The sequence below is a fragment of the Ruegeria sp. C5 genome (genome assembly GCF_056537605.1).
In genome coordinates this window covers 1,231,057-1,251,830 of the sequence record NZ_JBQFRX010000001.1, presented here as the reverse complement: position 1 = coordinate 1,251,830, position 20,774 = coordinate 1,231,057, and the positions used below count along the sequence as shown (strand labels likewise).

Below are 20,774 nucleotides of genomic sequence, written 5' to 3'. Positions count from 1 at the left end.
CCCGCTTAACACTCAGCATAAAAACGGATCCATGACTGAGACATTCACAGGTAATTTCACCCAGCAAGAACCCATTCCCGAAGAGGCGATCAAGGCCGCCTTGGCCGTTTTGCGCCATGGTCGTTTGCACCGCTACAATGTTGCCCCTGGCGAGTTGAGCGAGACGGCTTTGTTGGAGCAGGAATTCGCCGCCCAGATGGGGGCGAAATACTGTCTGGCGGTCTCGTCGGGTGGCTACGCTCTGGCCACTGCGTTGCGTGCGGTGGGGGTCAAGCCGGGCGATCCGGTTCTAACCAACGCGTTCACTCTGGCGCCGGTGCCGGGGGCGATTGCGTCGGTAAGCGCAAAGCCGGTCTTCGTTGGTGTGACCGAAGCCCTGACCATCGATCTGGATGATCTTGAGGTCAAGCTGGATCAGGCGAAAGTACTAATGCTTAGTCACATGCGAGGGCATCTGTGCGATATGGATCGCCTGATGCAGATGTGTGATGCGGCGGGTGTGATCGTGATCGAAGATTGCGCCCATACCATGGGTGCCGCCTGGCGCGGGCAGCTGTCTGGGCGGCAGGGGGCCATCGGATGTTACTCGTGCCAGACCTATAAACATGTCAATTCGGGCGAGGGCGGGTTGCTGATCACGGATGATCCGGAACTGGCCGCCAAGGCTACGATGTTGTCCGGGTCTTACATGCTTTATGAACGCCATCTGGCCGCGCCTGGGCCGGAAGTGTTCGAGCAGATCAAGTACACAACCCCCAATGTCTCGGGTCGGATGGATAATTTGCGTGCAGCGATCTTACGTCCGCAGTTGCGTGATCTTGATCGGCAGGTACAGCGTTGGAATGAACGCTATGTTGAGATTGAGCATGGCCTGCATGAAACGCCGGGTTTGACGATGGTGGAGCGGCCTGATGCTGAGACCTATGTCGGTTCATCGATACAATTCCTGTTGCTGGACTGGACACCCGAGCGCATTGCCGAGGTAATCCAGCGTTGCGCCGCGCGCGGGGTCGAACTGAAGTGGTTCGGGGGGGCTGAACCGTCGGGCTTTACCTCACGCTATGACAGTTGGCGTTATACCGACAGCGCCCCGATGCCGGTCAGTGATCGGATATTGGCAGGGATCATGGATATGCGCGTTCCACTGACCTTTTCGCTGGAAGATTGTGCCCAGATTGCGCGCATTATCCGGGCTGAAGTCAGCGCTGTCTATCAATCATAGTCCAGCGGAGTGCGCTTTCAACGCACGCTCGATTTATCTGAAAACGCCGCCCCTTGTCGGGCGGCGTTTTGCGTTGGCCTGCGTGTCGTCATTGACCCGAGGAGGAAACGCTGCTATCTGATTATTGAACGCTTGTTCATTAATGCAATCGGAGGAGCCCTGCATGTTTATGGCCACAATGCAATTCGATCTGGGCGAGGACGTGAACGCCCTGCGTGAGATGGTGCACCGCTGGGCTCAGGAGCGGGTCAAGCCGATGGCGGCCGAGATCGACGCGTCCAATGCCTTTCCGAATGAGCTGTGGAAAGAAATGGGTGAGCTTGGCTTGTTGGGCGTCACAGTCCCTGAAGAATATGGCGGGGCCGGTATGTCCTATCTGGCGCATACGGTGGCAGTTGAGGAAGTGGCGCGCGCCTCGGCCTCGGTATCTTTGTCCTATGGGGCGCATTCGAACTTGTGCGTGAACCAGATCAAGCTGAACGGAACGGATGAGCAGAAGCAAAAATATCTGCCCCGTCTGATTTCGGGTGAGCATGTCGGGGCGTTGGCTATGTCCGAGCCCTCGGCTGGGTCGGATGTGGTTTCCATGAAGCTACGCGCTGAAAAGCGAAACGATCACTATCGGCTGAATGGCAACAAATACTGGATCACCAACGGGCCGGATGCAGACACTCTGGTCGTCTATGCCAAGACCGATCCGGACGCCGGGTCAAAGGGGATCACGGCCTTTCTGATCGAGAAAGAGATGACCGGGTTTTCGACTTCGCCTCATTTCGACAAGCTTGGCATGCGCGGCTCGAACACCGCTGAGTTGATCTTTGAAGATGTTGAAGTGCCGTTCGAGAATGTTCTGGGCGAAGAAGGGCGGGGTGTAGCCGTTCTGATGTCCGGTCTGGACTATGAGCGTGTGGTTCTTGCGGGTATTGGAACCGGGATCATGGCCGCCTGCTTGGATGAAGTGATGCCCTATCTGGCCGAGCGTAAGCAGTTCGGAAAACCGATCGGTAGCTTCCAGCTCATGCAAGGCAAGATCGCGGATATGTACACAGCCATGAATTCGGCGCGGGCCTATGTCTACGAAGTTGCCAAGGCATGCGACCGCGGGGATGTAACCCGTCAGGATGCTGCAGCGTGCTGCCTATATGCCTCGGAACAGGCGATGGTGCAGGCGCATCAGGCCGTTCAGGCGTTGGGTGGTGCCGGATTCCTGTCGGATTCGCCGGTCAGCCGGATTTTCCGAGATGCAAAGCTGATGGAGATTGGCGCGGGCACCAGCGAAATCCGCCGCATGCTGATTGGGCGCGAAATGATGAACGAGATGTTGTGACCGAAAACCCCGCAGTTCATTGAACCACGGGGCTTTTTGCGATTGGATCAGAAACGATGAACGTAGGACAGGCCAATCAGGAATGGGTCGATTTCGGCGGTGCCGATGTCGTTGCCGTCAAGTTTGACGTCCGAGTCGATGTCGAACCAGCGCACGTTCAGACGCACCGCGCCTTTTTCCGTGACCATGTAATCCAGACCGGCCTGCAGAGAAACGCCGAAGGAGTTGTCCAGATCGAGATCGCCCAAAGGCGAATCTTCCTCGAAGAAGATGGTGTAGTTCAGACCAGCGCCGACATAGGGCTTCCACGCGCTATTGGTCGGGAAGTGATAGTTCAGCGACAGAGTAGGCGGAAGATGCTTGACGCTGCCCGCGTCAACGCTGCCACCGAGAGTGACGTCATGCTTGTAGGGGGTCGAGGCCAAGAGCTCGATCCCGAGATTGTCCTGAACGAAGTATTCGACGGTGAAAATCGGACGGGTGTCCGAGTCGATTTCGGCGTCGAACCCGGCCAGAGTCCCATTGTCGGATTTGGGGTCCAGATAGCCGACACCAACACCGACTGTCCAATCGCCCTGGGATTGGGCGAAGGCTGGGGCAGCCAGAGCGACAAGTGCGGTAGAAAGGGTCAAAGCGGCGAGTTTCTTTGTCATATTCGTGCCTTTGCTTGCGTTGATGCCGATGTTTTGGATGCCGCGGCGCAGAAATGCTCTGATCTGCATCAAACTCCGGAAATTGCTGAATCGGGGAGGCTAGCTGCAACCGCTAATGAAATAAGGGAAAATCAGCATGCATCCCGCTGAGCGCATACCGGGTTTGCGCGGCGACCAAAGCTGGGCGATTTCTGATCGGCTGAACATGGCGCAGCAATGCCTGTCGCAACAATCCGATCGGGTTGCTTTGCTGGACCTGACCCGGGGCGATCCGAGCGTGGTAACATTTGGCGAACTGGAGTTTATGGTTGATGGCATCGCTCGCGCGTTGATAGCTCGGGTCCAACCAGGGGACCGGGTTGGCGTCTTGCTCAGCCAGTCGCCGTGGTGTGCCGCCGCGCATCTGGCGATCTGGAAGATCGGCGCGATTTCGGTGCCGTTGTTCAAGCTGTTCAAACACGATGCGCTGGCATCGCGCGTCAGAGATGCAGGTGCGCGGATCGTATTGACCGATGCGGAAGGGTCTGCGTTACTGGGTGAATTGGCCCAACCGCTTTTGGTTGATGAGATTAGGCAGGAAGGGCAACCGGTGCCCTTTGCTGATACCGGCCCCGAGGATCCGGCAGTCCTAATCTACACGTCCGGCACTACTGGCAGCCCCAAGGGTGCGCTGCATGGTCATCGTGTGCTGCTGGGCCACCTGCCGGGCGTCTCGATCAGCCACAACCACCTGCGTGAAGGGGATTGCCTGTGGACGCCAGCAGACTGGGCGTGGATCGGCGGCTTGTTCGACGTTCTGATGCCCGGGCTTGCGCTGGGCGTTCCGGTGGTCGCCACGCGGTTGGACAAATTCACCCCACAGGCCTGCGCCGATGTGATCGCGCGGGCGGGGGTGCGGAACGTCTTCTTTCCACCGACGGCTTTACGGATGCTCAAAGCTGCGGATCAGTCGATACCGGGATTGCGGTCGGTAGCGTCTGGGGGCGAGCCTTTGGGCGCTGAGATGTTGGCTTGGGGCCAGCAGGCCTTTGGTCTGACGATCAACGAGTTTTATGGTCAGACGGAATGCAACATGGTTGTTTCGTCCTGTGCCCACGACTTCCCCGTGCAACCCGGCTGTATCGGTAAACCGGTGCCTGGTCATGAGGTGGCGGTAATTGACGATCACGGCCTACCGACGACGGAGGAAGGCGATGTTGCCATCCGGCGCGGTTCGACCTCAATGCTGCTGGAATACTGGAATAATCCGCAAGCAACGGCTGAGAAATTCCGAGGTGATTGGCTGATCACCGGTGACCGTGGCGTGTGGGAGGGCGATTATCTGCGCTTTGTCGGTCGGGATGATGACGTGATTACCTCGGCAGGTTACCGGATTGGCCCGGCTGAGATCGAGGATTGCCTGCTGACCCACCCGGCAGTGGCAACGGTGGGCGTGGTCGGCAAGCCCGATGAGCTGCGGACCGAGATCGTGAAGGCCTATGTGGTGTTGAAGCCGGGGGCTGAGGCGTCGGGCGCTGAGTTGCAGGACTGGGTCAAGGACCGTCTGGCGCAGTATTCCTATCCGCGCGAAGTGGCGTTTCTGGAAGAGTTGCCGATGACGGTGACGGGAAAGGTGATCCGGAAGGAATTGAAGGCGCGGGCTGCAGGGGAGGCAATTACATGATGCGAATTGCACTTGCTGCGACGCTCGTACCATCGCTTGTTTCCGCTCAGGGCGCTTGGGTAGACCAGTCGTATATTCAACAATGTTTTTCTCAGACGCAGCAGGGCGATAGCATGTCATCATGTCTCGGCGCAGCTGCCAATGCCTGCCAAACGATACCGGGAAATGAAACAACCCTTGGCATCACCGAGTGTATTCAAGCCGAAACCCAAATTTGGGATTCATATCTAAACGAACAGTATAAACAGCGTCGAGCAGAACTGGCTGAACAAAGTCCCGAACTTTCGGACCAGTTGCGAGATGCTCAACGCGCATGGATCGGGTTTCGGGATGCTGAATGTGCTCTGGCCTACGGCATATGGTCTGATGGAACGATACGCTCGATTGTTGCCGCAAATTGCCTGCTGACCGAAACCGCTGAACGCGCTGTGGAATTGCGCGACTTGGGGAAGATGGAATGAAAATAAAATCCAAAGCCATACCAACCTCTGAGGGGTTTAAGGCGAACCGAGCCGCACATCTGGATGCGCTGGCACATATTGCGGATGCCGCCGAAGCGGCCCGCATGGGTGGCGGTGAAAAATCGCGGACGCGGCATGAATCGCGGGGCAAGATGCTGCCGCGTCGTCGGGTGGCGAACCTGCTCGATCCGGGTTCTCCGTTCTTGGAAATCGGCGCGACGGCGGCACATGGGATGTATGGAGATGCCGCGCCCTGTGCCGGGGTGATCGCGGGGATTGGCCGAGTGCAGGGGCGCGAGGTCATGGTGGTGTGCAACGATGCCACTGTGAAAGGCGGCACATACTATCCGATGACTGTCAAGAAACACCTCCGCGCGCAGGAGATTGCCGAGGAAAACCATCTGCCCTGCATCTATCTGGTCGATAGCGGCGGCGCAAACCTGCCTAATCAGGATGAGGTTTTCCCCGACCGCGATCACTTTGGCCGCATCTTCTATAATCAGGCGCGGATGAGCGCGAAGGGGATTGCTCAGATCGCCGTTGTAATGGGGTCGTGTACGGCGGGCGGGGCTTACGTTCCGGCGATGTCCGACGTGACGATCATCGTGAAAGAGCAGGGGACGATCTTTTTGGCCGGACCGCCTTTGGTCAAGGCCGCGACGGGGGAGGTTGTGACAGCCGAAGATCTGGGTGGTGGCGATGTGCATACGCGCCTGTCCGGCGTGGCGGATTATCTGGCCGAGGACGATGCGCATGCGTTGGCCCTGGCACGGCGGGCCGTCGGGTCGTTGGGGGGTGCCGGGCTGAAGCCTGGCCTACATTTCGAAACACCGGAAGAGCCTGCCTATGATCCCGAGGAAATTTTGGGCGTAGTTCCGGCCGATCTGCGGACGCCCTATGACATCCGCGAGGTGATTGCGCGGCTGGTCGATGGCTCTCGGTTCGACGAGTTCAAACCGCGATTTGGTGAGACGCTGGTGACCGGTTTTGCCCATGTCAAAGGCTGCCCGGTCGGGATCATTGCCAACAACGGTGTGTTGTTTTCTGAGGCCGCGCAGAAGGGTGCGCATTTTGTCGAACTGTGCTCGCAGCGCAAAACCCCGCTGGTCTTCCTGCAGAACATCACCGGCTTCATGGTCGGCCGCAAATACGAAAACGAAGGCATCGCGCGGCACGGGGCCAAGATGGTGACGGCGGTGGCGACGACGAGCGTTCCAAAGATCACAATGCTTGTCGGAGGGTCCTTCGGAGCTGGAAACTACGGCATGGCAGGACGCGCCTATCAGCCTCGGTTCCTGTGGACTTGGCCGAATTCGCGTATCTCAGTGATGGGGGGCGAGCAAGCTGCAGGTGTCCTAGCGACTGTCAAACGCGACGGGATCGAACGACAGGGCGGCACATGGTCGGCTGAGGAAGAAGCTGAATTCAAGCGCCCGACGCTGGACATGTTCGAAGAACAATCCCACCCGCTCTACGCGTCGGCGCGGTTGTGGGATGACGGCATCATCGACCCGCGCAAATCGCGCGATGTGTTGGCATTGTCGCTGAGTGCCGCACTTAACGCCCCGATTGAGGAGACACGTTTCGGCGTGTTCAGGATGTAAGATGAGCGTTTCATTGAATGAAGCAATGGCCCGCTACCTGGGCGCGCAGACCTTCAAGTTTGGAGACAGCGCATCGCTAAGCGCCGAGCTGCTGGCGTTGGTAAGATTAGGCCGAAAAACGGCGACATGTGGTGCTTTGCGAGACTACCCAGAAGGCAGTGCTGATACCCCGGTCGTTGGGCGTCAGGATATTGCGCTGGAATGGGATGATCGCCCCGCTTTGGTGATCGAAACGGTCGAGGTCTCGACCTGCCGATATTGCGATGTGACCGAAGACTTTGCGTTGGCCGAGGGTGAGAATGAAACGCTTGAGGGATGGCGCGAGGATCATCGCCGGTATTTCGAACGCAATGGCGGGTTCGATCCCGAGATGGAATTGCTGTGCGAACGCTTCCGCCTTGTCGAAGATCTGGCGGTTAAGGGGTAAGCTATGTTTAACAAAATCCTGATTGCCAACCGCGGCGAGATCGCCTGCCGAGTCATGGAAACTGCTCAGAAGATGGGCGTATCTTGTGTGGCTGTGTATTCGGATGCTGATGCATCGGCCAAGCATGCGCAGATGGCGGATGAAGCGGTGCATATTGGTGGCGCGGCCCCAGCCGAAAGCTATCTGAAGGGTGATGTGATCATTCAGGCGGCGCTGGATACAGGAGCGCAGGCGATCCATCCTGGTTATGGGTTCTTGTCCGAAAACCCGGATTTTGTGGATGCAGTCGAGGCTGCAGGTCTGACCTTCATCGGGCCATCGGCGGACGCGATCCGCAAGATGGGCCTTAAGGATGCAGCCAAGGTATTGATGGAGGACGCAGGAGTTCCCGTCGTCCCCGGCTATCATGGCGACAATCAGGACCCTGAACATCTGGCTGGCGCGGCAGATACCATCGGGTATCCCGTTTTGATCAAGGCCGTTGCAGGTGGTGGTGGCAAGGGGATGCGGCTGGTCGAGGCGCCCGAGGAGTTCTCGGCTGCATTGGACAGCGCGCGCGGTGAGGCAAAGACGGCGTTCGGTAACGATGCTGTACTTGTCGAGAAATTCGTCGCCAAGCCCCGCCATATCGAGGTGCAGGTGTTCGGCGATGGCACCCATGCGGTGCATCTGTTTGAACGCGACTGCTCGTTGCAGCGGCGACATCAGAAAGTGATCGAAGAGGCCCCAGCCCCTGGAATGACTGCCGAGATGCGTGAGGCGATGGGGCAGGCGGGCGTGCGTGCGGCTGAGGCGATTGGATACAAGGGCGCAGGGACGGTTGAGTTCATCGTCGATGCCTCGGACGGGCTACGCCCGGATCGGTTCTGGTTTATGGAGATGAACACGCGCCTGCAAGTCGAGCACCCGGTGACCGAGGCCATTACCGGCGTCGATCTGGTCGAATGGCAGTTGCGCGTAGCAGCGGGTGAAAGCCTGCCGAAGCGGCAGGGCGATTTGTCGATCCGCGGGCATTCCTTTGAGGCGAGGCTTTATGCCGAAGATGTGCCCAAAGGCTTTCTGCCTGCGACGGGTACGCTGACTCATCTACAGTTCCCGGAAGGCTGCCGTGCCGACAGTGGCGTGCGCGCCGGGGATACGATCAGCCCATGGTACGACCCTATGATCGCCAAGGTCGTGGTGCATGGCCCGACACGCGCGGTCGCTTTGGAAAATCTCCACCGGACCTTGCGCCAGACCGAGGTCGCCGGGACTGTCACAAATCTCGCCTTCCTTGGTGCTCTGACGCGGCACAGCGGGTTTGCGTCGGGCGACGTGGATACCGGGCTGATCGGGCGGGATCTTGATGATCTGGTGCAGGAAGCTGGCGTAAGCAACGCTTCGGCGGTGGCTGCGGCGATGACGGCGTTGGGTCTGGCCGAGACGGTCTCTGAAACGGGCTTTACGCTATGGGCACCGTTACATCGCGCTGTGCAGTTACTGCGGGACGGAGAGGTTGTTGATCTGGATGTCCAGGTCGAAGGCCCGGATCGGCAGATTTGGGAGATCGAAGGTGTGCAGCTTGTTGCGCGGCGGCGTGGCGCTGGCTGGACCATCGATGGGACACCCATGCCCAATGTTGTCATGGCCGGGTCACAGGTCACTGTATTCGACGACTATGGGCAGGTATTTGAGGTCATTGACCCTCTGGACCGCGATGCCAGTGCTGCAGGTGACACCAACGTGATCGAGGCGCCGATGCCCGGGCTGGTCAAGGCCGTCTTCGCCTCGGCGGGGCAGGAGGTGAAAGAGGGCGACCGGCTGGCCATTCTGGAAGCCATGAAGATGGAGCATTCTCTATTAGCCGCCCGCGATGGCGTGGTTGCAGAAGTGCTGGCCGAAGCGGGGGCACAGGTCGAGGCAGGTGCGGCGTTGGTTCGGTTGGCCGAGGATTGATCTGTTCGGCCCGTGGATTGCGTGGCAAAGTCGGGCCATCCGCAATTGAAACGATAAGAAACCGGGAAGGGATGCGCTGATGAAAGAACGGGTCGAAATATTCGAGGTCGGGCCACGCGACGGCCTGCAGAACGAACAGCGCGAGATCCCGGTGGCCGAGAAGGTCGCCTTGGTCGATTGCCTCAGCCGGGCCGGTTTCAACCGGATCGAAGTTGCCAGTTTTGTCTCACCGAAATGGGTCCCGCAAATGGCGGGCAGCGGTGAAGTTATGGCTGGAATCACACGGACCGAAGGCGTGCGGTACGCTGCGCTGACGCCGAATATGCGCGGGTATGAGGACGCGTTGGCAGCCAAGGCAGATGAGATCGCTGTGTTTGCTTCGGCGTCCGAGGGATTCTCGAAAGCGAACATAAACGCGACGATTGCCGAATCCATCGAACGGTTTGTGCCCATTCTTGAAGCGGCACGACATATTGATCTGCCCGTCCGGGGCTATGTCTCGTGCGTGACCGACTGTCCCTATGACGGCCCGACCCCACCCGAGAAGGTGGCCGAGGTGGCGGACGCGCTGTTTGCCCATGGCTGCTATGAGATTTCGCTGGGGGACACAATTGGGCAGGGAACACCGGACAAGATTGCTCATATGCTGCTGGCCGTGCGCGAACGAGTGCCGGTTACCCGGCTTGCAGGACATTTTCATGATACCAACGGGCGGGCAATCGACAACATAGACGCTTCGCTTGCCTTGGGTGTGCGGGTATTTGATACCGCCGTGGGCGGGCTGGGTGGTTGCCCTTATGCGCCGGGTGCGGCCGGTAATGTCGCAACCGAAGCCGTGACCGCACATCTGGAACGGTTGGGATATGAGACCGGTCTGGATGTGCCGGTTCTGGAACAGGCGGCGCGCATGGCGCGGGCAATGCGGGCGGAATAAGATATGTTCGAGACCATTACGCTGAACACAGACGCGCGTGGCGTGGCCACTCTGACGCTGGATCGACCCGAGAAGCACAACGCACTGTCGGCGCAGATGATTGCAGAGCTAACCCAGGCCGCTGGGCAATTGGCAAATGATGATGCGGTGCGGGTGGTGGTTCTGGCCGCCTCGGGCAAGAGCTTTTGCGCCGGGGGAGATCTGGGTTGGATGCAGGCGCAGATGGCTGCCGATCCCGAGACGCGTTTTGCCGAAGCGCGCAAGCTGGCTGAGATGCTGAATGCCTTAAATACGCTGCCCAAACCCTTGATCGGCGCGTTGCAGGGAAACGCGTTTGGTGGTGGTGTTGGGATGGCCTCGGTCTGCGATGTGGCGATCGGCGTGGAAAGCCTGAAGATGGGTCTGACCGAAACGCGGCTTGGCCTGATCCCGGCGACGATTGGACCCTATGTCATTGCCCGAATGGGCGAAGCACGTTCGCGGCGCGTCTTTATGTCTGCCCGCCTGTTCGAAGCGGCGGAAGCGGTCGAACTGGGCCTGTTGACCCGCGCGGTGCCCGCTGTGGCGTTGGCTGACGCGGTCGAAGCTGAAGTGCTTCCCTATCTGTCCTGTGCACCCGGTGCGGTGTCTTCGGCCAAGCAGCTGATCCAGTCACTGGGGCCGCGAATTGATGACGCGGTGATTGACCACACCATTCGACAGCTTGTCGCGCGTTGGGAAACTGATGAGGCGCAAGAGGGAATCGGCGCCTTTTTCGACAAACGAAAACCTGCATGGATTAGTTAGGTTTAGCCGATCACTTTGTTCCAGAAGTGTTCTCCGCAATAGCCCGCTGGATGATTGTAACAATGCCGACCTGCGCGTTTCTGTTCGGTTGACCCTCTGACCCCACAGGGATAGAGAATGTCCAGTCAAATTGCCAATTGACGGCGCACCCTTTCGGGACTTGCGCAGGAAAGGAGCTATACGTGGAAGACCTGCTGCGGGAGTACCTCCCGATTCTGGTGTTTCTGGCCGTTGCCGTAGGCCTTGGAATCGTACTGATTCTGGCTGCTGTGGTCCTGGCTGTCCGCAATCCCGACCCCGAAAAGGTCAGCGCCTATGAATGTGGTTTCAACGCCTTCGACGATGCGCGAATGAAGTTTGATGTCCGATTCTATCTGGTCGCGATTCTCTTCATCATCTTTGATCTGGAAATCGCCTTCCTGTTCCCCTGGGCCGTTGGCTTCAAAGACATCAGCGATGTTGGGTTCTGGTCGATGATGGTGTTTCTGGCGGTGCTGACCATCGGCTTTGCCTATGAATGGAAGAAAGGGGCCCTGGAATGGGAGTGATGACGGGCGCAAACACCGCCGGCGTCGACAAGGAAGTCGCCACCCAGGCCCTGAACGCAGAACTGCAGGACAAGGGATTTCTGCTGACCTCGACCGAGGACATCATCAACTGGGCGCGGACCGGATCCTTGCACTGGATGACCTTTGGTCTGGCCTGCTGCGCGGTAGAGATGATGCACACCTCGATGCCACGGTATGACGCGGAACGGTTCGGCATCGCGCCTCGTGCGTCTCCGCGCCAGTCTGATGTGATGATCGTCGCTGGAACGCTGACCAACAAGATGGCTCCGGCGCTGCGCAAGGTTTATGACCAGATGCCCGAGCCGCGCTATGTGATCTCGATGGGCTCCTGCGCGAATGGCGGTGGGTACTATCACTATTCTTATTCGGTCGTTCGTGGATGTGATCGGGTTGTTCCGGTGGACATCTACGTGCCCGGCTGCCCGCCAACCGCTGAGGCGCTTCTGTACGGACTGATGCAGCTACAACGCAAAATCCGCCGCACCGGCACGATTGTACGCTAAGGGAGAGGGCAGATGAGCGAAGCACTCAAAGAACTCGGCGCGCAACTGGAATTGAAACGGACCGATTGCGTTCTGTCCTGGGATGTGACCCATGGTGAGCTGAACGTCGATGTGGCTCCTTCGAATCTGGTGGAATTCATTGAGTTTCTCAAAAGTGACCGGACCTGCCAGTTCTCGACCCTGGTTGACATCACCGGCGTCGACTACCCCGAACGGGCCAAGCGGTTCGATGTGGTCTACCACTTCCTGTCAATGTATCAGAACCAGCGCATTCGCTTGCGAGTCTCGATCCGAGAAGATGACATGGTGCCTTCAATCGTGGACGTGCACCCCTCTGCCAATTGGTTCGAGCGCGAGGTGTTCGACATGTTCGGCATCCTGTTCTCGGGTCATCCAGACTTGCGACGCATCCTTACGGATTATGGTTTCCGCGGCTATCCGCTGCGCAAGGATTTCCCGACCACTGGCTATACTGAAGTCCGCTATGACGAAGCGCAAAAGCGCGTGGTCTACGAACCGGTCTCATTGGTTCAGGAATACCGTCAATTTGATTTCATGTCCCCGTGGGAAGGTGCGAACTACATTCTTCCGGGGGATGAAAAACAGGAGTCGTAAGTCATGGAGTTCCTGATCTGGATTGCCGTCACGGTTGCCACGATTATCCCGATGCTGAAGCTGCTACCGCATTTCGGGATCGAGAAATACTGGGTCGTAGCCTGCGTCATCCCGATTGGAACGCTGATCCTGATTTGGATCATGGCCATGAAACTGCAAGAGATGGAGCGCCGCTGATGGGTCTGGGGGAACTGATTGCGTTGGGGGCGCTTGGGGTTCTGCTGGCTGGGGCCGCTGCCAAGGCAGCTGAGGCGGAAAAGGTCCGGGTACGGGCCGAAGCGAAGAAGAAACGAGGGCGTTGATGGACGGCTCAAGATACGATGACGGCAGCACGGACGCGCTGAGCGGAGAACAGAAGATCCGCAACTTCAACATTAACTTCGGCCCGCAACACCCTGCGGCGCACGGAGTTCTGCGACTTGTACTTGAGCTAGACGGCGAGATCGTCGAACGTTGCGACCCGCATATCGGTCTGTTGCACCGTGGTACCGAAAAGCTGATGGAAAGTCGGACGTATCTGCAGAATCTGCCGTATTTCGACCGTCTTGATTACGTGGCACCGATGAACCAGGAACATGCCTGGTGTCTGGCCATCGAAAAACTGACCGGTGTTGAAGTGCCGCGTCGCGGCTCGCTGATCCGCGTTTTGTATTCCGAGATCGGTCGTATTCTTAACCACCTGCTGAACGTGACCACTCAGGCCATGGACGTTGGCGCGCTGACCCCGCCTCTGTGGGGATTTGAAGAGCGTGAAAAGCTGATGGTGTTCTACGAGCGTGCCTGTGGTGCCCGCCTGCACGCCGCCTATTTCCGCCCCGGAGGCGTGCATCAGGACCTGCCGCTGGAACTGCTGGACGATATCGAGGCTTGGAGCCACGAGTTTCCCGCCGTTCTCGATGACATCGACGGCCTGTTGACCGAAAACCGCATCTTCAAACAGCGCAACGCCGATATTGGTGTCGTGACCGAGGATGACATTCAGAAATACGGCTTCTCGGGCGTAATGGTGCGCGGATCGGGGCTGGCATGGGACCTGCGCCGCGCGCAGCCCTATGAATGCTATGACGAGTTCGAGTTCCAGATTCCCGTCGGAAAGAACGGCGATTGCTATGACCGCTATCTGGTGCGCATGGAAGAGATGCGCCAGTCGCTGCTGATCATCCGTCAGGCCATCGCCAAAATCCGCAACTGTCCCGGCGACGTGCTGGCGCGCGGCAAGATCACCCCGCCGAAACGCTCGGACATGAAGACCTCGATGGAAAGTCTGATCCATCACTTCAAGCTGTATACCGAAGGCTTCCACGTCCCCGCAGGCGAGGTCTATGCCGCTGTCGAAGCCCCCAAGGGCGAGTTCGGCGTCTATCTGGTCGCCGACGGCACCAATAAGCCCTACCGCGCCAAACTCCGCGCGCCGGGGTTCCTGCACTTGCAAGCCATGGACCACGTCGCCGGAGGCCACCAACTGGCCGACGTCGCCGCGATTATCGGCACCATGGACGTCGTATTTGGAGAGATTGACCGCTAATGCTCCGCCGTCTTCACGCCGAACAACCCGAAAGCTTCGCCTTCACCGCTGCTAACCAGCAATGGGCCGAAGCGCAAATAACCAAATATCCCGAGGGGCGTCAGGCCAGTGCGGTCATCCCGCTGCTGTGGCGCGCGCAGGAGCAGGAGGGATGGCTGAGCCGTCCGGCGATCGAATCCGTCGCCGACATGCTTGGTATGGCCTATATCCGCGTTCTTGAGGTTGCCTCGTTCTACTTCATGTTCCAACTGCAGCCGGTTGGTTCGGTTGCGCATATTCAGGTCTGTGGCACTACGTCCTGCATGATTTGCGGGGCCGAGGACCTGATTGCGGTTTGCAAGGAAAAGATCGCTGCAAAGCCGCATGAACTGTCTGCTGATGGCAAGCTGAGCTGGGAAGAGGTGGAATGCCTCGGATCTTGCACCAACGCCCCGATGGCGCAGATCGGTAAGGATTACTACGAAGATCTGACGACCGAGAGCTTTGGCAAGATTCTCGATGATCTGGTGGCGGGCAAAGTGCCGACTCCGGGTCCTCAGAACGGGCGCTATGCGGCGGAACCTCTGAAGGGGCTGACCAGCCTGACGGAGTATGACAGCGGCAGAACGCAGTATAACGCAAGTGTTCAGCTTGCGAGCGATCTGGGCGATACGGTCAAGCGCATCGACGGAACCGAAGTTCCGATCCTGACGCCGTGGCTGGGCAAGGATGGCAAGGCTGCTGCTACAAATGCCGCGCCGAAGCCGCCCAAAGCGCCGGCTTCGGCGAAGCCAGCGGTGAAACAAGCCGCTGAGGCGAAAGCAGCGAAAGAGGATCAGCCGGAAACGCTGAGCAGTGCGCGCGATGGCAAGCCCGATGATCTGAAGATGCTGAAGGGCGTAGGTCCGAAGCTGGAAGAGACTCTGAACGAGTTGGGCTTTTACCACTATAACCAGATCGCTGCCTGGACACCCGAGCAAGTGGCCTGGGTGGATGCACGGCTGAAATTCAAAGGCCGGATCGAGCGGGACGGGTGGATCGAACAAGCCGCGAAATTGGCTTCAGGTGAAAAGACCGAGTTCGCCAAACGTGCCAAGGAAGACGGCACTTACGAGGACTAGATGGGTGCCCGTTCGGGGCATCAGGACGATATGGATAAAGACAAGGAACTGGCCATAGCCCGCAAGGGCCGACATATCGGCATCGTCATCGCCGTGACGATGGTGATTTGGCTGGCCATGAATTTGTTCATCGGCCCGGCGCTGGGCTTGACCGCACGCTATGCGCTGCTGTTTGATTTTGCCGCTCTGGCAGGTTTCATCTATGCGGGCGTCAACATTTTTCAACTCTGGCGCATGCGTCAGGACAGCCAAAGGTAACTGAGCGATGCTGAAGGATCAGGACAGGATCTTTACCAACATCTACGGGATGCACGAGCGCACTTTGAAAGGCGCGCAGGCCCGGGGGCATTGGGACGGCACCGCTGGCCTGATTGAAAAGGGCCGTGACTGGATCATCCAGACGATGAAGGATTCAGGTCTGCGCGGCCGTGGTGGTGCGGGTTTCCCGACCGGTCTGAAATGGTCTTTCATGCCCAAGGAAAGCGATGGTCGCCCGGCTTATCTGGTGGTGAACGCGGATGAATCCGAACCCGGGACGTGCAAAGACCGCGAGATTATGCGTCATGATCCGCACACGCTGATCGAGGGGTGCCTGATCGCGTCTTTCGCAATGAACGCGCATACTTGCTACATCTACCTGCGCGGCGAATACATCCGCGAGCGTGAGGCTCTGCAGGCCGCGATTGACGAAGCCTATGACGCGGGTCTGCTCGGGAAGAATGCTGCTGGTTCCGGCTGGGATTTCGACCTGTTCCTGCATCACGGCGCTGGGGCTTATATCTGCGGCGAGGAAACTGCTCTGATCGAAAGCCTTGAGGGCAAGAAGGGTATGCCGCGCATGAAGCCTCCGTTTCCGGCGGGTGCGGGTCTTTATGGTTGCCCGACCACGGTGAACAATGTGGAATCGATTGCCGTTGTGCCCACGATTCTGCGGCGTGGTGCCGACTGGTTCGCAGGCTTTGGCCGTCAGAACAACGCGGGCACCAAGCTGTTTGCGATCTCGGGCCATGTGAATAACCCCTGTGTCGTCGAAGAGGCGATGTCGATCTCCTTCGAAGAGCTGATTGAAACCCATTGCGGCGGCATTCGTGGCGGCTGGGACAATCTGCTGGCGGTAATACCCGGCGGGTCTTCGGTGCCATGCGTGCGCGGTGAGAACATGCGCGACGCGATCATGGATTTTGACTATCTGCGCGGAGAACTGGGCTCGGGTCTGGGCACGGCAGCGGTCATCGTGATGGACAGGTCCACCGACATCATCAAGGCAATCTGGCGGTTGTCGAAGTTCTACAAGCACGAAAGCTGCGGCCAGTGTACGCCGTGTCGCGAAGGTACCGGTTGGATGATGCGCGTGATGGATCGTCTTGTACGCGGTGAAGCCGAACTGGAAGAGATCGACATGCTGTTTGACGTCACCAAACAGGTTGAAGGCCACACGATCTGCGCCCTTGGCGATGCGGCGGCCTGGCCGATCCAAGGTCTGATCCGCAATTTCCGAGAAGAAATAGAGGACCGCATCAAGGCCCAGAAATCGGGCCGCATGGGTGCGATGGCAGCGGAGTAAAATCGATGGAAGTCTATGCCGAATATTCCCACGCGATCGCCGCTTTGGTGATCTTTACCCTGATCGTTCTGTTCATGTCGCCGTTCTCGGCGCTTGCAAAGGCGAGCAAGGGGCTGGCACCGGGGGCAACTCCGGATCAGGATTATTCGGACAGGGCCTATCGTTTGAACCGCGCCTATCTGAACGGCACAGAAACACTGCCTGCCTTTTTGACTGTTACAGTCGCGGCGATCCTGTTGGGGGCCAGCCCGTTCTGGGTGAACCTGCTGGCCTCAATAGCGCTGCTGGCGCGGGTTGTTATGTTGGTGATTCACCTGCGCGGGATCGGCAAGCCGCATAGCGGGGTCCGGTCTGTTGCTTATGTGGTTGGATGGGCCTGCATGTTCATTCTTGGCCTTATTGCTTTGGTGGCCGCGTTTTGATCCAGCCCGAAGGATATCATCTGGCCGAGTTGAATGTCGGCCGTTTGTTGGCGCCAACAGACGATCCGCGTGTGGCTGAATTCATGGCCAACCTGGATCGCGTCAACGGGCTTGGCAAGCGGATGTCTGGCTTTGTCTGGATGATGGAAGGCTCGGGCGAGCCGGGAACAGGCAACACCGAAAACAGCATCGGGGATGATCCGCAATTCGTCGCGAACCTGACGGTTTGGGAAGACGTCGCCAGCCTTGAGAAATTTGTTTGGGGGACTATCCACAAACAGTTCTACGAGCGTCGGCAAGAGTGGTTCGAAATCCTTGGCGAACAACATTTTGTCATGTGGTGGGTGCGGGAAGGGCATTGCCCCAGTTTGGCCGAAGCGCTGGATCGTCTGGAAAAGCTGCGCTCGGAAGGTCCCAGCGAGCATGCCTTTGGGTGGGCAGAATTGAAACAGGCCAGCAAGTGGCGCGACAATCGTTGCGTACAGGTCGCGGCGGAGTGAACGGGATGTTGATTCATACGCTTTCTCCTGCGCATCAGCGGATGCCACAAGCGCCAGCCACGAAACAGGAGTGGTCATGATGGCGAAACGCGTATTCGTAATGACAATGGTATTGGTGGGAAGCTTACTTGTATCTGCCTGCGGTACAGCGAAATCGAGGGCGACCCGCGTGGCGTTTGACGGCATTTTCTTCAACGCCAACGCTAAACACGTGGATAAGAAGACGACACCTACCGATTTCACTGTGACTGTGAATGGCGTTTCGCAGTCATTGGAAGGCGCACGCGAAGCGGGCCGCTATGAGGCGACAAAATTCTGCATTCAGAATTTTGGATCGTCCAGAATTGTATGGAAGGTTGGGCCGGAGACCGAGCCGCAAAATCTACGGATCGAAAACGATAAGCTGACGTATGCCGGAAGCTGTCAGCGACCATGAGCCACCGTATCGCATATCACGGCAAAACCCATGGGCTGTTATTGCATAGCAGCCCGGCTGACCGCCGTCTTGGGAATCCCAAGACGAAAGGAAATGTCATGACTGTTGTACGACTTCTGGCCGCGATTTGCGCGATTTCGATGCCTGTAATGGCCGAAGCCAAACCACCCTTGAGGGATGTCAAAGAGATCGACAACGAACTCTACTACATCGCGATCGCAAATGAGATTTCGGAGTACTGTCCGTCGATCAGCGGGCGTCGACTTAAGGCGATTGGAGTGATGTGGGATCTGCGGTCCAAGGCGAACAAACTGGGATATTCGGACAAGGAAATCCGCGCCTATGTGGACTCGGATGCCGAGAAAGACAGGATGCGTGCCAAGGGTGAGGCGTATCTGACCCAAAACGGCGTGTCTTATGAAAATCCCAATTCTTTCTGCACGTTGGGGCGGAAAGAGATTGAAAGAAACAGCGCCATCGGCGTGTATTTGAGGGCGAACTAGCGATGTCTGACCTCCGCAAAGTCAATATCGACGGGCAGGAAATCGAAGTCGATGGCGCGATGACACTGATCCAGGCCTGCGAGCAGGCCGGGGTCGAAGTGCCGCGCTTTTGCTATCACGAGCGTCTGTCGATTGCCGGGAACTGCCGGATGTGTCTGGTCGAGGTCGTGGGCGGCCCGCCGAAACCGGCGGCCTCCTGCGCGATGCAGGTGCGCGATCTGCGTCCGGGTCCCGAAGGGCAGGCACCGGTGGTCAAGACGAACTCGCCCATGGTCAAGAAGGCCCGCGAAGGGGTGATGGAGTTTCTGCTGATCAACCACCCGCTGGATTGCCCGATCTGCGATCAGGGCGGCGAGTGTGACTTGCAGGATCAGGCCATGGCCTATGGTCTGTCAGGCACGCGCTTCAAAGAAGCCAAGCGTGCCGTGGATGATCTGGACCTTGGTCCGCTGGTAGGCACCGCGATGACTCGCTGCATCAGTTGTACCCGTTGCGTGCGCTTCACCACAGAGGTCGCCGGGATCACCCAGATGGGGCAGACCGGGCGGGGCGAGGATGCCGAGATCACCTCGTACCTGAACCAGACGCTGGATTCGAACCTGCAGGGCAACATCATCGATCTGTGCCCGGTAGGGGCGTTGACCTCGAAGCCATATGCCTTCACCGCGCGCCCTTGGGAACTGAACAAAACCGAGAGTATCGACGTGATGGATGCTTTGGGCTCAAGCATCCGTGTAGATACCAAAGGGCGTGAAGTGATGCGCTTTCTGCCGCGCAACCATGACGGTGTGAACGAGGAATGGATCAGCGACAAGACCCGCTTTGTCTGGGACGGCTTAAGGCGTCAGCGACTGGACAGGCCTTATGTGCGGGAAAACGGCAAGCTGCGTCCTGCCACATGGCCAGAGGCACTGAACAAAGCTGCTGAGGTTCTTAAGGGGGCCGAGAAACCGGCTGGGATCGTAGGTGATCTGGCTCCGGTTGAGGCCATCTATGCGCTGAAACAGATGATCGAAGGGCAAGGCGGTATCGTTGAGTGCCGCACCGACGGCGCCAAACTGCCTGCGGGTAACCGAGCAGCCTATGCCGGGACCGCGGCAATCGAAGATATTGATGCGGCTGAACGTATCCTGTTGATCGGGACCAACCCGCGTGACGAGGCTCCGGTTTTGAATGCTCGTATCCGCAAGGCCTGGGCACACGGCGCCGAGGTGGCCCTGGTCGGGCCTGCCGTCGATCTGACCTATGAGTATCACCATGTAGGCAGCGACCGTGCCGCGCTGCAGACCATCGTTGATATGGGTGGTGATGATGAGATCAAGGGCAAGCGCTCTCTTGTCATCGTCGGGCAGGGCGCGCTGCAGGAGGCCGATGGCTCTGCCGTTCTGGCCGCCGCGCAAGCCATTGCAAGCAATACCGAAAGTGGGCTGATCGTTCTGCACACCGCGGCATCGCGCGTAGGTGCGATGGATGTGGATGCAACCAACGAAGGTGGCATGGAGGCGGTCAACGCGGCCGATGTGATCTATAACCTCGGTGCTGACGAAGTCGAGATCGGCGAGGGTGCTTTTGTGATCTATCAGGGCAGTCACGGCGATCGTGGCGCGCACCGCGCAGATGTGATCCTGCCGGGGGCGGCTTACACAGAAGAAAACGGTCTGTTCGTGAACACCGAAGGGCGCCCTCAACTCGCCATGCGCGCAGGCTTTGCACCGGGAGAGGCCAAGGAAAACTGGGCAATCCTAAGGGCGTTGTCTGCCGAGCTGGGGGCTACTCTGCCCTATGATACATTGGCTCAGTTGCGCACCTCCTTGCTCGAATCTGTTCCGCATCTGGCGCGCATTGATGAGGTGATTGAGAATGAAGCAGCGGCGCTACAAGCCGGAAAATTGGGTGAAGCCAGCTTCCGCAATGCAATCAAGGATTTCTACCTGACCAACCCGATTGCCCGCGCCTCGCAATTGATGGCCGAACTATCGGCACAGGCGCAGACCCGCAAGACTGAGAAGATTGCGGCTGAATGAA

General features: G+C 58.4%; 24 protein-coding genes. 23 read left to right on the top strand and 1 reads right to left on the bottom strand.

From position 1 onward, the window contains the following. The first annotated feature begins 31 nt into the window (after nucleotides 1-31). Together ACR0AW_RS06375 and ACR0AW_RS06370 are read left to right on the top strand one after the other, a co-directional pair. Nucleotides 32-1,222, top strand: a complete 1,191-nt coding sequence (locus ACR0AW_RS06375) for an aminotransferase class I/II-fold pyridoxal phosphate-dependent enzyme (RefSeq protein WP_170733163.1) — start codon at nucleotides 32-34, stop codon at nucleotides 1,220-1,222. 163 nt (nucleotides 1,223-1,385) lie between these two features. Further along, nucleotides 1,386-2,549, top strand: a complete 1,164-nt coding sequence (locus tag ACR0AW_RS06370; protein ID WP_170511223.1) for an isovaleryl-CoA dehydrogenase — start codon at nucleotides 1,386-1,388, stop codon at nucleotides 2,547-2,549. Nucleotides 2,550-2,596: 47 nt separating this feature from the next. On the opposite strand, the gene ACR0AW_RS06365 is transcribed toward ACR0AW_RS06370, so the two are convergent. Beyond that, entirely contained in the window at nucleotides 2,597-3,202 is a 606-nt protein-coding gene (locus ACR0AW_RS06365) for an OmpW/AlkL family protein (RefSeq protein ID WP_170404039.1), read from the bottom strand. 136 nt (nucleotides 3,203-3,338) lie between these two features. Between ACR0AW_RS06365 and ACR0AW_RS06360 the strand changes: the two genes are divergently transcribed. The 21 genes from ACR0AW_RS06360 to nuoG all read left to right on the top strand — a co-directional run bounded on the left by ACR0AW_RS06360 (nucleotide 3,339) and on the right by nuoG (nucleotide 20,773). Further along, complete coding sequence (locus ACR0AW_RS06360; RefSeq protein ID WP_170733162.1) at nucleotides 3,339-4,865, top strand: AMP-binding protein; 1,527 nt, start codon at nucleotides 3,339-3,341, stop codon at nucleotides 4,863-4,865. Next, entirely contained in the window at nucleotides 4,862-5,326 is a 465-nt protein-coding gene (locus ACR0AW_RS06355; protein WP_170776341.1) for a lysozyme inhibitor LprI family protein, read from the top strand. Before ACR0AW_RS06360 ends, ACR0AW_RS06355 begins: the two co-directional genes overlap by 4 nt. Then, on the top strand, nucleotides 5,323-6,930 hold the full coding sequence (locus tag ACR0AW_RS06350) for a carboxyl transferase domain-containing protein (RefSeq protein WP_170733160.1): 1,608 nt from the start codon (nucleotides 5,323-5,325) through the stop codon (nucleotides 6,928-6,930). Before ACR0AW_RS06355 ends, ACR0AW_RS06350 begins: the two co-directional genes overlap by 4 nt. 1 nt (nucleotide 6,931) lies before the next feature. After that, entirely contained in the window at nucleotides 6,932-7,357 is a 426-nt protein-coding gene (locus tag ACR0AW_RS06345) for an ASCH domain-containing protein (protein WP_480438784.1), read from the top strand. A gap of 3 nt (nucleotides 7,358-7,360) precedes the next feature. Further along, on the top strand, nucleotides 7,361-9,292 hold the full coding sequence (locus ACR0AW_RS06340) for an acetyl-CoA carboxylase biotin carboxylase subunit (RefSeq protein ID WP_170733158.1): 1,932 nt from the start codon (nucleotides 7,361-7,363) through the stop codon (nucleotides 9,290-9,292). Nucleotides 9,293-9,371: 79 nt separating this feature from the next. Continuing rightward, nucleotides 9,372-10,226 carry a hydroxymethylglutaryl-CoA lyase gene (locus tag ACR0AW_RS06335; protein ID WP_170397063.1) on the top strand — a complete coding sequence of 285 codons (855 nt, stop codon included), beginning with the start codon at nucleotides 9,372-9,374 and terminating at the stop codon, nucleotides 10,224-10,226. A 3-nt stretch (nucleotides 10,227-10,229) separates the two neighbouring features. Next, nucleotides 10,230-11,012 carry a crotonase/enoyl-CoA hydratase family protein gene (locus ACR0AW_RS06330; protein ID WP_170564926.1) on the top strand — a complete coding sequence of 261 codons (783 nt, stop codon included), beginning with the start codon at nucleotides 10,230-10,232 and terminating at the stop codon, nucleotides 11,010-11,012. Nucleotides 11,013-11,194: 182 nt separating this feature from the next. Next, nucleotides 11,195-11,560, top strand: a complete 366-nt coding sequence (locus tag ACR0AW_RS06325) for an NADH-quinone oxidoreductase subunit A (RefSeq protein ID WP_010442778.1) — start codon at nucleotides 11,195-11,197, stop codon at nucleotides 11,558-11,560. Continuing rightward, nucleotides 11,551-12,084, top strand: a complete 534-nt coding sequence (locus ACR0AW_RS06320) for a NuoB/complex I 20 kDa subunit family protein (RefSeq protein WP_010442777.1) — start codon at nucleotides 11,551-11,553, stop codon at nucleotides 12,082-12,084. Before ACR0AW_RS06325 ends, ACR0AW_RS06320 begins: the two co-directional genes overlap by 10 nt. Before the next feature lie 12 nt (nucleotides 12,085-12,096). Beyond that, nucleotides 12,097-12,699, top strand: a complete 603-nt coding sequence (locus ACR0AW_RS06315) for an NADH-quinone oxidoreductase subunit C (RefSeq protein ID WP_170465985.1) — start codon at nucleotides 12,097-12,099, stop codon at nucleotides 12,697-12,699. Between the two features lie 3 nt (nucleotides 12,700-12,702). After that, nucleotides 12,703-12,876: a hypothetical protein gene (locus ACR0AW_RS06310; RefSeq protein ID WP_170397057.1), complete on the top strand. Its 174-nt coding sequence runs from the start codon at nucleotides 12,703-12,705 to the stop codon at nucleotides 12,874-12,876. Next, on the top strand, nucleotides 12,876-13,001 hold the full coding sequence (locus ACR0AW_RS06305; RefSeq protein ID WP_010442774.1) for a hypothetical protein: 126 nt from the start codon (nucleotides 12,876-12,878) through the stop codon (nucleotides 12,999-13,001). Before ACR0AW_RS06310 ends, ACR0AW_RS06305 begins: the two co-directional genes overlap by 1 nt. Continuing rightward, nucleotides 13,001-14,224 carry an NADH-quinone oxidoreductase subunit D gene (locus tag ACR0AW_RS06300; protein WP_170733157.1) on the top strand — a complete coding sequence of 408 codons (1,224 nt, stop codon included), beginning with the start codon at nucleotides 13,001-13,003 and terminating at the stop codon, nucleotides 14,222-14,224. Before ACR0AW_RS06305 ends, ACR0AW_RS06300 begins: the two co-directional genes overlap by 1 nt. Then, on the top strand, nucleotides 14,224-15,324 hold the full coding sequence (gene nuoE, locus ACR0AW_RS06295) for an NADH-quinone oxidoreductase subunit NuoE (protein WP_170733156.1): 1,101 nt from the start codon (nucleotides 14,224-14,226) through the stop codon (nucleotides 15,322-15,324). Before ACR0AW_RS06300 ends, nuoE begins: the two co-directional genes overlap by 1 nt. A gap of 30 nt (nucleotides 15,325-15,354) precedes the next feature. Further along, the gene (locus ACR0AW_RS06290) at nucleotides 15,355-15,582 is read left to right on the top strand and encodes a DUF5337 domain-containing protein (protein ID WP_170397749.1); all 228 of its coding nucleotides are present in this window, start codon (nucleotides 15,355-15,357) and stop codon (nucleotides 15,580-15,582) included. A gap of 7 nt (nucleotides 15,583-15,589) precedes the next feature. Continuing rightward, on the top strand, nucleotides 15,590-16,888 hold the full coding sequence (gene nuoF / locus ACR0AW_RS06285) for an NADH-quinone oxidoreductase subunit NuoF (RefSeq protein WP_170403997.1): 1,299 nt from the start codon (nucleotides 15,590-15,592) through the stop codon (nucleotides 16,886-16,888). 5 nt (nucleotides 16,889-16,893) lie between these two features. After that, a complete protein-coding gene (locus tag ACR0AW_RS06280; protein ID WP_170733155.1) occupies nucleotides 16,894-17,310 on the top strand; it encodes an MAPEG family protein in 417 nt (138 codons plus the stop codon). Beyond that, complete coding sequence (locus ACR0AW_RS06275) at nucleotides 17,307-17,810, top strand: DUF3291 domain-containing protein (RefSeq protein WP_170403991.1); 504 nt, start codon at nucleotides 17,307-17,309, stop codon at nucleotides 17,808-17,810. The genes ACR0AW_RS06280 and ACR0AW_RS06275 overlap by 4 nt, the downstream gene beginning before the upstream one ends. 79 nt (nucleotides 17,811-17,889) lie before the next feature. Then, complete coding sequence (locus tag ACR0AW_RS06270) at nucleotides 17,890-18,246, top strand: hypothetical protein (protein ID WP_480438780.1); 357 nt, start codon at nucleotides 17,890-17,892, stop codon at nucleotides 18,244-18,246. 98 nt (nucleotides 18,247-18,344) lie between these two features. Then, complete coding sequence (locus tag ACR0AW_RS06265; protein ID WP_170424103.1) at nucleotides 18,345-18,749, top strand: DUF5333 domain-containing protein; 405 nt, start codon at nucleotides 18,345-18,347, stop codon at nucleotides 18,747-18,749. 2 nt (nucleotides 18,750-18,751) lie between these two features. Next, on the top strand, nucleotides 18,752-20,773 hold the full coding sequence (gene nuoG / locus ACR0AW_RS06260) for an NADH-quinone oxidoreductase subunit NuoG (protein WP_170733154.1): 2,022 nt from the start codon (nucleotides 18,752-18,754) through the stop codon (nucleotides 20,771-20,773). The last annotated feature ends 1 nt before the right edge of the window (nucleotide 20,774 follow it).